The organism is Deltaproteobacteria bacterium (assembly GCA_030654105.1).
Classification (GTDB): Bacteria; Desulfobacterota; SM23-61; order SM23-61; family SM23-61; genus JAHJQK01.
In genome coordinates this window covers 1-9,315 of record JAURYC010000334.1, presented here as the reverse complement: position 1 = coordinate 9,315, position 9,315 = coordinate 1, and the positions used below count along the sequence as shown (strand labels likewise).

Sequence of the window (9,315 nt, the reverse complement as noted above, 5' to 3'; positions counted from 1 at the left end):
AGCAAAGGAAACGGGTTTATCGGCCTTACCCCACAATCAAAGATGGCTTGTTATTTGTGGATCCGTGGCTTGGGTTTCTTAAAAAGCCAGTTGGAACAGTTCTACCATTTCCTTTTCCGTAACAGGTCTGGGGTTTACCTGGGGTGTTCCCGAGGCAATCCCGTCTCGGGCCATTTGGACGACCACCCTTTGAAATTCCTCTTCCCTGACCCCCAAATCTCTCAGCTTCGGAATCTGAATGTCCGCACACAATTTTTTCACCGCTTCCACGGCCCTTGCCGCGGCTTGGAAGAGGGAAAGGTTCGTGACTTCTTCCCCCATAGCCCTGGCGATGCGGGCGAATTTATCCGGTACGGCAACCCAGGTAAACTCCATGACATGGGGCAGGACGATGGCGTTGGCCAGACCGTGGGGCACATGGAAATAAGCTCCGAGAGGCCGGGCCATCCCATGGGCCAGGGCTGTTCCTGTATTGGCAAAGGTGAATCCGGCCAAAAGCTGACCCAACATCATGTTGCTGCGTGCCTCCACGTTTTTCCCGTTGGCCCAAGCCTGTCGTAGATTCTGGCTGATCAACTCGATGGCCGGGATGGCTAAATAATGAATGAGGGGTGGGGACCCGTATCCCAGGTTGGCTTCTCGCAGGCTGATGTAGCCTTCTATGGCGTGGGTCAAAGCATCCATCCCCGAAGAGGCCGTAATGCTGGGGGGCATGGAAAGAGTCAAGAGAGGGTCTTCAATGGCTTCATCGGCAAGGATATACGGGCTGTAGACGATAAACTTAACTTTCCGCTGTTGGTCCGTGATCACACAAGACAAGCTCACTTCCGACCCGGTCCCGGCAGTGGTCGGGACGGCGAACAAAGGCGCCCTGGGCTTCTTTACTTTTCCCCGCCCTTCGTAGTCCTGGATGCGGCCTCCGTTGGTGGCCACCACGGAGATGGCTTTGGCCGCATCGATGCAACTGCCTCCCCCCAGGCCAATCACCAGCCCGCAGCTATTTTTTTGATAAACTTCCAACCCTTCTTCTACCTGTTCGGTGGTGGGCTCGGTGATTACGCCGTCGTAAACGACCGGTTCAACCCCTGTCCGGGATAAAGCCTGGGAGACTTTTTCTATGATTCCTACCGGGCCAAAAACACGATCGGTCACAATTAAAGCTTTATTCGCCCCATATTCCTTGGCTTTTTCCCCTACTGTTTCCGCCGCCCCCAGCCCAAAGGTGATATTCCGGGGGATCCGGAATTGATAAAATCTGAGAAATTCCACTCGCTCTCCTCCTTCCCTTTATCCCCTCCTTGAGGCTTTGCTTAATTCCCTTTCTGTCTTCCAAAATCCGTAATCAGATGACTCCTTCTTCTTTAAGTCGGCGGATCTCAGCACTGTTGATACCCAGGTATTTTCCTAGGATGAATTCATTATGCTCCCCAACCAACGGGGAAGGGCTCTTGACCTCTCCAGGTGTTTCGGAGAGTTTGAAAGGTATCCCGGGAATTTTGGCTTTGCCGATGACCGGGTGTTCCACCTCCACAAAATATCCACGCTCGTTCAGATGTGGGTCCTCAACCACCTGTTGGATGTTCAAAATCGGCGAATTGGCCACCCGCTCGCGGTCCATCATCTCTCCCACTTCTTTAACCGTGTACTGGGTGGTAATTTTCTCGATCTCTTCTTGCAGAATGTACTTCTTCTCCCAACGCTGTCTTTTGGTGCGGTACCCAGGGTCCTCGGCCCAATCCCGCCTATTAATGGCTCTACAAAAACGCTGCCAGTGTTCGTCCCCTACGGTGGCAATGATTATGTATCCGTCCTTGCACCGGAAAGCGCCCATGGGAGCCTCGTGGGGATTCATGGAACCAATGGGAGTCAAAAGCTCCCGTCCGATCGTCCAGCGCACAATCGCCCCCTCCAGAATGGACACCATCGCTTCCTGCATGGAAACATCGATATACTGCCCCACCCCCGTCTTCTCCCGATGCCAGAGGGCGGCCATAATGGCAAAGGCCGCGTGAACAGAGGCGTTCACGTCTCCCAAGGAAGTCCCAACCCGCGTGGGAGGGTTATCCGGATATCCCGTGATGGACATCAGCCCGCTCATCGCCTGGGAGAGGACATCGAAAGCGATACGTTCGGAATACGGTCCTGTCTGGCCGAAACCGCTTATGCTGGCCATGATAATCCGGGGGTTAATCTCCCGCAGGGCCGGGTAATCGATCCCCAAGCGCTTCATCACTCCTGGGGCATAATTTTCCAGGACGATATCCCCGATCTGGACCAGGTCCTTGAAAATGTCCAGAGCTTTGGGGTGTTTCAGGTTCAACGTGATTCCATATTTATTCCGGTTGAGAGTCAAAAAATAGCCGCTCCGGCTGCGATCATGGGGCCCTCCTTCCCCCTCTTTTACCAGAGGGGGATTGTCCCGGATCAATTCCCCTTCCGGGGGCTCGATCTTTATGACTTCAGCTCCCATATCAGCAAAAAGCATTGAACAATATGGGCCGGCAAAGATTCGCGTAAGGTCCAGAACACGAATCCCCTCCAGGGCTTTCATTGGCATATGGTTCATCCTTTTAAAAGCATGCACAGCAAAGTAAACAGAAATCTGCTTCCATTCTTTTCTCCCGGCCTAATTTTATTCCTCTCGGTGTCCTCTGTGGTGCAATTAAAAATTGAGCCCAATTTTAAAGATACAGAAATCCCTCTGCCCAAGTTTTTCAGCCTTTGTTATTTTCCCGGAAGCCACAGCAATCATCTCATCAAAAACCCGCTTGCCCGCGTCCTTTACGGTTTCTTTGCCCTGAAGAACCTGGTTGACGTTGAGGTCGATGTTATCCTTCATTTTGCGAGCCGTCTCAGCATTTCCGGTGATCTTGATCACGGGCGCTATCGGCGATCCTGTGGGGGTTCCCCTCCCTGTGGTGAAGACAGTGATTTGCGCCCCCCCGGCCATCATTCCGGTTAGCTGGTCGATGTCGTGGCCGGGCGTATCCATAAGAATCAATCCTTTTTTGGTGGGGGGAAAAGCATATTTAATAACTTCTTCCAGGATTTTCGTCCCCCCTTTGTAAATGCAACCCAGGGACTTCTCCTCGATGGTGGTAATTCCGCCGGCGATATTGCCTGGAGCCGGGTTGGCCCCGCGGATATCCTGGCCGGTGGCTATTGCTTCTTTTTCCCACCAGGCAATCAGGTCCAGCACTTGCTTCCCGATTTCCCCTGTGCGGGCCCGTCTGGCTAATAGATGCTCGGCTCCGATCAGCTCCGTGGTTTCCGAAAGGATTACCGTCCCTCCCGCCTCCACCAGAAAATCGCTGGCCGCTCCCAGCGCGGGATTGGAGGCTAAACCGGAACTGTAATCCGAACCCCCGCACTCCGTAGCCAGGATAATTTCTGACAAGGGAATCGGCTCTCGAGGAAGTGCGGCAGCATCTGCCAACATCTCTTTGACAATTCTTTTCCCTTTGGCAATGGTTTTTTTTGTCCCCCCTACTTCCTGGATCTCTATAAATTCCACTCGTTTGCCGCTGGGAGCAATGGCTTCAGCCACCTCTTTGGCAGGCAGGTTTTCACATCCATTTCCCACCACTAAAACTGCGAATACATTGGGGTTCGTGCCAAAGCCTACCAGCGTCCGTTTGGTTTGTTCGCGGTCATTGCCTACTTGGGCGCACCCAAAGACATTGGGCAGGTAAACCGCTCCTTTCACATTCCGGGTTATAGCTTCCGCCGCTCCTTGCGAACATACTACGCTGGGAATAACCAGAACGTGATTCCGGACGCCTGCTTTGCCGTTCGGTCTACGGTATCCCTGGAAGTTCATCACGCACCTTCCTTTCTTCCCCGGTGGCTGACTACGTTATGTACATGAACATGCTCCCCCCGGGAGATTGGCGCCGTGGTCTGGCCGATGGGCTCTCCGTATTTGATCACATCCACCCCCTTAGCGATCTCCTGCAGGGCGAATTTATGGCCCATGGCAATGGGCGATAAAAGTTTAATCCTTTCCTTGCGCCCCTGGGTTTCTACAGCAACCGTACTGCCGGCCTTTAAAGGAACAATGGCGGTAGCCACATTGTCCTTTTCGTTGATGACGATTACCTTGGATTTTCCGGCCATCTTGAACCTCCTTGAAATATTAAAATACATTAAATTTTGAATTTTGCAAAGCCCTTTTGTATCCTGATCTTGGCCTTCGGCCTGGTCACTTTTTCCCTCCGGCCATCTTCACACTTTCCGGCAGAGCCCGAAGTTTGAACATGGTCCAAGGCCCAACCAGCGCCACCAGACCCAGCATGCTGAAAGCCCATCCCCAGTTGGGGAGGTAACCCAAAACTTTTTCTCCTTGCCCCGGGTTGGTTAAATCCAGGATCAATCCAAATAGGGTCGGGGCCAGCGCAGCGATCCCAAGCCCAATTAGGGAGCGCAATCCAAGGGCGGTTCCAAGATAGTGCGGCGAAACGACCTCGGTGAGGCCGGAAGAAAAAACCGGGGATTCAGCAATCACGGAAAATCCATAAGAAAGCCCCAGGATCATGACCCAAGCCATCGGACTGCCGATCAGCCAGCCAAAAGAGAAAGAGCAAACAATACTGATCACCATCATGGAAATGATTACCATCGTCCGCCCCAGGCGATCGGATAGATATCCGGCGATCAGGGTCGAAAAAACACCCATGATGTATAAAGCCGAGGAGAAAGAGGACCCGGCCTGAATGGCATGGTCTTTCGGTGATCCTACCGCGAGATAACAGGCAATCAAAAATGCTGGAGTCCAGGCTCGCATGCCCTCCAGCTCCCAGGCATGGGCAACCGGTGCCATTTTCAGTTTTCCTTCTTCAGCCCCTTCTTGCACCGGGCTTTGGAGGTTGCCACCTTCGCCATCAGGATCTCCCATTCTTCTTCCACGTTCGCCTGGATGGCCTGGATCTCCTTGGCGGATAGATGGCCAAAGCGGCCCTGGAGCTTGAGATACTCACGGACTGGAACGCCTTGCGGTTTCACCGTCAGGGTATACTTCCTCCCCTTCTCGATTTCGTACAGCGGGAAAATCCTGGTTGCCACAGCCAGACGGGCGATTTTCACCGAAAGCTCCGAGGGAAATTTCCATCCTGGAGGGCAGGAAGAAAGAATATGGATGAAGCGCAGGCCTTGGGTCTCCCGAGCCTTACGCATTTTATTCAAGAAATCTTCGGGGAAGGCCGGGGAAGCCGTAGCCGCATAAGGGATGCGGTGGGCGGCCATGATTTCCATAATATCCTTTTTGGGAGTATCCTTGAAAGCCGGGTTGGGAGTGGTGGTGGTCCAGCTCAGCAAGGGGGTTGCTGAGCTTCTCTGGATGCCCGTATTCATGTAGCCCTCGTTGTCATAACAGACGTAAATGATGTCGTCGTTCCGCTCGGCGCACCCCGAAAGGGCTTGCAGTCCGATGTCGAACGTCCCCCCATCCCCAGCCCAAGCCATTACCTGAATGTCCTCGATACCTCGGGCCACCAGTCCTTTCTTTACGCCGGAGGCGGTAATGGCCGCGGCCTCGAAGACGGTGTGCAGAATGGGAACCTTGAGGCTCGATGAAGGGAAAAAACCGGCCACGGTTGACCAGCAGCAGGCCGGGATGACCACCATGGTTTTTTTCCCGAGAGCCTGAAGAGCATAGCGCATGGATAGGGATGCGCTGCAGCCTGGGCAACCGATATGCCCGGAATATAGCAATTCTTCTTGGGGCAGTTCGTACCTCATGGTTTCACTCCCATCCAGGCGATGTCCCCTTCCGGGGTATCTTTCCCTTTGGTGTATTCGATAATCTCCTTGAGAACGGCCGGGGTCACGTCCCTTCCCCCTAAGCCTGCGATGAAACCGAAGATCGACGTCCCTTCTCCGTGATGGTGGAGGGCTGACCGGATCTCCTGGGCAAAAATACCGGTGGATCCAAAAGAAATGTTTCGGTCCACCACCGCTACTTTTCTCACCTGCTGCAAGACCCGCCGGACATCTTCCACGGGGAAAGGCCGGAACATTTTCATTTTCAAAAGACCGACCTTCTCTCCTTTCTCCCTGTATTCATCTACCACTACCCGGGCCGTACCCGTAACCGTCCCGGTGGTCACCAGAAGAATGTCCGCATCTTCCACCCGGTACTCTTCCATCATCCCGTAACTGCGGCCGAAGGCCTTCCCAAATTCTTGGTCTACTTCTTTGGCCACGCGCTTGGCCTCTTCCATGGCCTCCTGCATCTTCACCCGCTGCTCCATGTAGACATCCGGTAAAAAGGCCGCGTTGAAGGAATGGGGATCTTCCACGTCCAGTTTGAACTTGGGCACATAGGCTGGCAAGTAGGGGTCGACTTCCTGGATGTCCGGAATCTCCACCTGCTCGTAGGTGTGCGAAAGGATGAACCCATCGAGGCAGACCATGCTGGGCAAGAGGACCTTCTCCGAGATGCGGTAGGCCATGATGATACTGTCCAAAACTTCCTGGTTGTCCTCGCAATAAAACTGCAGCCAGCCCGTATCCCTTTGGGAGAGGCTGTCGCTCTGGTCACACCACATGGTCCAGGGAGCGGCCATGGCCCGGTTGACGTTGGCCATGACAATGGGGAGGCGTGCCCCCGCAGCCCAGTGCAGCACCTCATGCATCAAGGCCAGACCCTGCGCGGAAGTGGCCGTGAAGGCCCTCGCTCCGGCGGAAGCCGCACCGATGCAGCAGGCCATGGCTGAATGCTCGGATTCCACCTTTACAAAATCAGCCTTGAGCATACCTCTGGCGCAGAAATCAGAGAGCGCTTCCACAATGGTTGTTTGCGGCGAAATGGGGTAAGCCGGTATTACCTGAACGCGGGAAAGCATGGCCCCATACGCCACGGCCTCATTTCCAGAAATCACTCGCTCCATTTTTCTTCCTCCAGGATCATGGCTGAACGCGGGCACTCCACAACGCATATTCCGCAGCCTTTGCAGTGGTCGGTATCAATGAGGTAGCCGTTTTCTTTTTCATTGAAGGCGATGGCCACATCCGGACAGACCACCAGGCATACATGGCAGCGGATGCAATTCCCGCAACTAAAGCAACGTTCGGCTTCCTTTTGGGCTTTAACCCCCCCGAGGCCACCATGCACCTCTTTAAAACCTCTCGCCCTGGCTTGCACCGGAAGGGAAGGAAGTTTTGCCCGCGGCGCTCGGAGGAAATAATCGAGGTTAATCCTTTCGAATCCGGCAACCTCACGGCCGTTCTGCGGTGGGTCTGGGCGATCCTTTTCCAGGAACCGCTCTATGGCCAGGGCCGCCCGCTTTCCGGAGGCAATGGCCTGGGATACATAACCTTGCGCTGTGGCCGCATCCCCCCCGGCAAAGATTCCGGGAACGGTCGTTCTTCCCCAAAAGTCGGCGGTGATTAGGCCATTTTCGGTTTTCATCCCCTGGGGCAGGAAAGAAAGGTCCGCCCTTTCTCCCACGGCCAGGATCAGGCTATCAGCCGGCAATGAAAAATTGGACCCTTTGATGGGAACCGGCTTTTTCCTTCCACTGGCATCAGGCTTTCCTGGTTTTGTCCGCAGGCATTCAATGGCTTGTATCTTTCTGTTCTTGCCGATCACTTTAACCGGCACAGCGTTGAAAATGAATTCTACCCCTTCCTTGCTGGCCTCCTCCACCTCTTCGGCAATGGCCGGCATAGCTTCTTTCACCCTGCGGTAGACGACCGTAACCTTACATCCCAGCCGCCAGGCCGCTCGGGCTGAATCAATGGCCGTGTTGCCTCCCCCGATAACGGCCACCTTTTTCCCCAGGGATGGGCGCTTCTGGGAGTGAATCTCTTGGAGGAAACTCAAGCCGTGCCAAACCCCCTGATGATCACTCCCGGTTATCATCGGCCTCTGCTCGGCCTGGGCGCCCGTGGCGAAAAAAACGGCCCCGTAGGGCTTCAAATCTTCCAATCCCAAGTCGCACCCGAATCTCATCCCAGTTTGGATTTCCACGCCTAAAGATTCTATCCGTTCGATTTCTTTATTAAGGACTCTCCTGGGCAAACGGTATTCGGGAATACCATAGCGCAGCATTCCCCCTGGTTCATTCATTCCTTCAAAGACCCTTACTGGGTAACCTTTCCGGGATAGAAAATAGGCGCAGGAGAGGCCTGCCGGGCCAGAGCCAATGACGGCAATTTTTTCATCCCTTTTTTCCCTTTTCGGCTCTATCTTCCCTCCCTTTATCCCCCAGTCACCCAAAAAACGCTCTAAAGCATGGATGGCCAAGGCTTCATCATACTCCTTACGGTTACACTCCCGCTCGCAAGGATGATGGCAAACTCGCCCGCAGACCGCAGGGAAAGGGTTTGCTTCCAACATCTTCTGCCAGGCCTCTTTTAGGTTTCCATCTGCCAGGGAAGTCAGGTAGAAAGGGATGTCTTGCTCGATTGGGCAGGCTTGGGAACAGGGCGCCCGGAAAGAAATATACGAAGGACGCAAATACCTCCAGGTTCCGGTCTTATTCCAGAGCGTGGATTGTAATGATATAGAAAGGATCGGTACATCTTGGAAATTTTTAATAACGATCTTCTCTTCCATTCCAACTCCTTAACAACGAACTGTGAATGTGTGGCTGCGTCAATGAGTAAATGCGTAAACGCAATTTTGCTTTTCGTTTTTCGTCTCTCGTCCCTCGTCTTTTACCTTGCACCTTGCACCTTACGCCTTGCGCCTTTTATTTTATTTTCACGGTTTCATACGCCTCCCTTGCTGCCGCCTCATTTTCCTTTCCTTTCCCCGGAACCGCTTCCCTAACCGTTTCAGCCAGAGCCTCAATTCCTATGATCCCGGTGACTTTGGCAAAGGCGCCCAAAATGGCCGTGTTAACGATAGGTTCTGTCCGGGACCCAAGTTTATTTTTGATGGCAATGCTACTGGCATCCACCGTGGCCACCTTAAAATGGGCCGGAAAGGGGTAGGAAGAAGGGGGCTTGGGGCTGTTGAGGAGAATCCATCCGCCTTCTTTGAGCCCGGCGGTAACATCTACGGTCTTGTAAAGAACAGGATCGAGGATGATGACGCCATCCGGGGTGTAGACTTCACTATGAATACGGATCTTTTCCTCATCGACGCGGGCGAAGGCGGCGACCGGAGCACCCCTTCTTTCTGCCCCGAAGACGGGAAAGGCTTGAACCTTTTTTCCTTCTTTGGCCGCCGCTGTGACTAACAATTTCGACGCAATCACGGCTCCCTGCCCTCCCCGGCCATGGATGCGAATCTCGATCATAGTTTCAACTCCTGTCAATTGGGACGCAGATTGGCGCAGATAAGCGCAGAAACAACAAATTACATTTTAA

At 53.7% G+C, this 9,315-nt stretch carries 9 protein-coding genes; all 9 read right to left on the bottom strand.

What is annotated here, in order from left to right:
* Nucleotides 1–78: 78 nt before the first annotated feature.
* The 9 genes from Q7V48_14705 to Q7V48_14665 all read right to left on the bottom strand — a co-directional run bounded on the left by Q7V48_14705 (nt 79) and on the right by Q7V48_14665 (nt 9,245).
* On the bottom strand, nt 79–1,269 hold the full coding sequence (locus Q7V48_14705; GenBank protein MDO9211977.1) for an iron-containing alcohol dehydrogenase: 1,191 nt from the start codon (nt 1,267–1,269) through the stop codon (nt 79–81).
* A gap of 73 nt (nt 1,270–1,342) precedes the next feature.
* Nucleotides 1,343–2,557 (bottom strand): CoA transferase, encoded by a 1,215-nt coding sequence (locus Q7V48_14700; GenBank protein MDO9211976.1) that lies wholly within the window; start codon nt 2,555–2,557, stop codon nt 1,343–1,345.
* Between the two features lie 105 nt (nt 2,558–2,662).
* Complete coding sequence (locus tag Q7V48_14695) at nt 2,663–3,820, bottom strand: UxaA family hydrolase (GenBank protein ID MDO9211975.1); 1,158 nt, start codon at nt 3,818–3,820, stop codon at nt 2,663–2,665.
* Complete coding sequence (locus Q7V48_14690; GenBank protein MDO9211974.1) at nt 3,820–4,116, bottom strand: UxaA family hydrolase; 297 nt, start codon at nt 4,114–4,116, stop codon at nt 3,820–3,822. The genes Q7V48_14695 and Q7V48_14690 overlap by 1 nt, the downstream gene beginning before the upstream one ends.
* Nucleotides 4,117–4,201: 85 nt before the next feature.
* The gene (locus tag Q7V48_14685; GenBank protein ID MDO9211973.1) at nt 4,202–4,819 is read right to left on the bottom strand and encodes an MFS transporter; all 618 of its coding nucleotides are present in this window, start codon (nt 4,817–4,819) and stop codon (nt 4,202–4,204) included.
* 2 nt (nt 4,820–4,821) lie between these two features.
* A complete protein-coding gene (locus Q7V48_14680; GenBank protein MDO9211972.1) occupies nt 4,822–5,736 on the bottom strand; it encodes a thiamine pyrophosphate-dependent enzyme in 915 nt (304 codons plus the stop codon).
* Nucleotides 5,733–6,887 carry a transketolase C-terminal domain-containing protein gene (locus Q7V48_14675; GenBank protein MDO9211971.1) on the bottom strand — a complete coding sequence of 385 codons (1,155 nt, stop codon included), beginning with the start codon at nt 6,885–6,887 and terminating at the stop codon, nt 5,733–5,735. Before Q7V48_14675 ends, Q7V48_14680 begins: the two co-directional genes overlap by 4 nt.
* The gene (locus tag Q7V48_14670) at nt 6,875–8,557 is read right to left on the bottom strand and encodes an NAD(P)-binding protein (GenBank protein ID MDO9211970.1); all 1,683 of its coding nucleotides are present in this window, start codon (nt 8,555–8,557) and stop codon (nt 6,875–6,877) included. Before Q7V48_14670 ends, Q7V48_14675 begins: the two co-directional genes overlap by 13 nt.
* A 136-nt stretch (nt 8,558–8,693) precedes the next feature.
* Nucleotides 8,694–9,245, bottom strand: coding sequence for a 2-oxoacid:acceptor oxidoreductase family protein (locus tag Q7V48_14665; protein MDO9211969.1), 552 nt, complete (start codon nt 9,243–9,245; stop codon nt 8,694–8,696).
* Nucleotides 9,246–9,315 lie beyond the last annotated feature (70 nt).

Coding starts and splice junctions, on each gene's coding strand:
- Q7V48_14680 (MDO9211972.1), bottom strand. CDS start 5,736: ATGAGGTACGAACTGCCCCAAGAAGAATTGCTATATTCCGGGCATATC.
- Q7V48_14670 (MDO9211970.1), bottom strand. CDS start 8,557: ATGGAAGAGAAGATCGTTATTAAAAATTTCCAAGATGTACCGATCCTT.
- Q7V48_14675 (MDO9211971.1), bottom strand. CDS start 6,887: ATGGAGCGAGTGATTTCTGGAAATGAGGCCGTGGCGTATGGGGCCATG.
- Q7V48_14665 (MDO9211969.1), bottom strand. CDS start 9,245: ATGATCGAGATTCGCATCCATGGCCGGGGAGGGCAGGGAGCCGTGATT.
- Q7V48_14700 (MDO9211976.1), bottom strand. CDS start 2,557: ATGCCAATGAAAGCCCTGGAGGGGATTCGTGTTCTGGACCTTACGCGA.
- Q7V48_14695 (MDO9211975.1), bottom strand. CDS start 3,820: ATGAACTTCCAGGGATACCGTAGACCGAACGGCAAAGCAGGCGTCCGG.
- Q7V48_14685 (MDO9211973.1), bottom strand. CDS start 4,819: ATGGCACCGGTTGCCCATGCCTGGGAGCTGGAGGGCATGCGAGCCTGG.
- Q7V48_14690 (MDO9211974.1), bottom strand. CDS start 4,116: ATGGCCGGAAAATCCAAGGTAATCGTCATCAACGAAAAGGACAATGTG.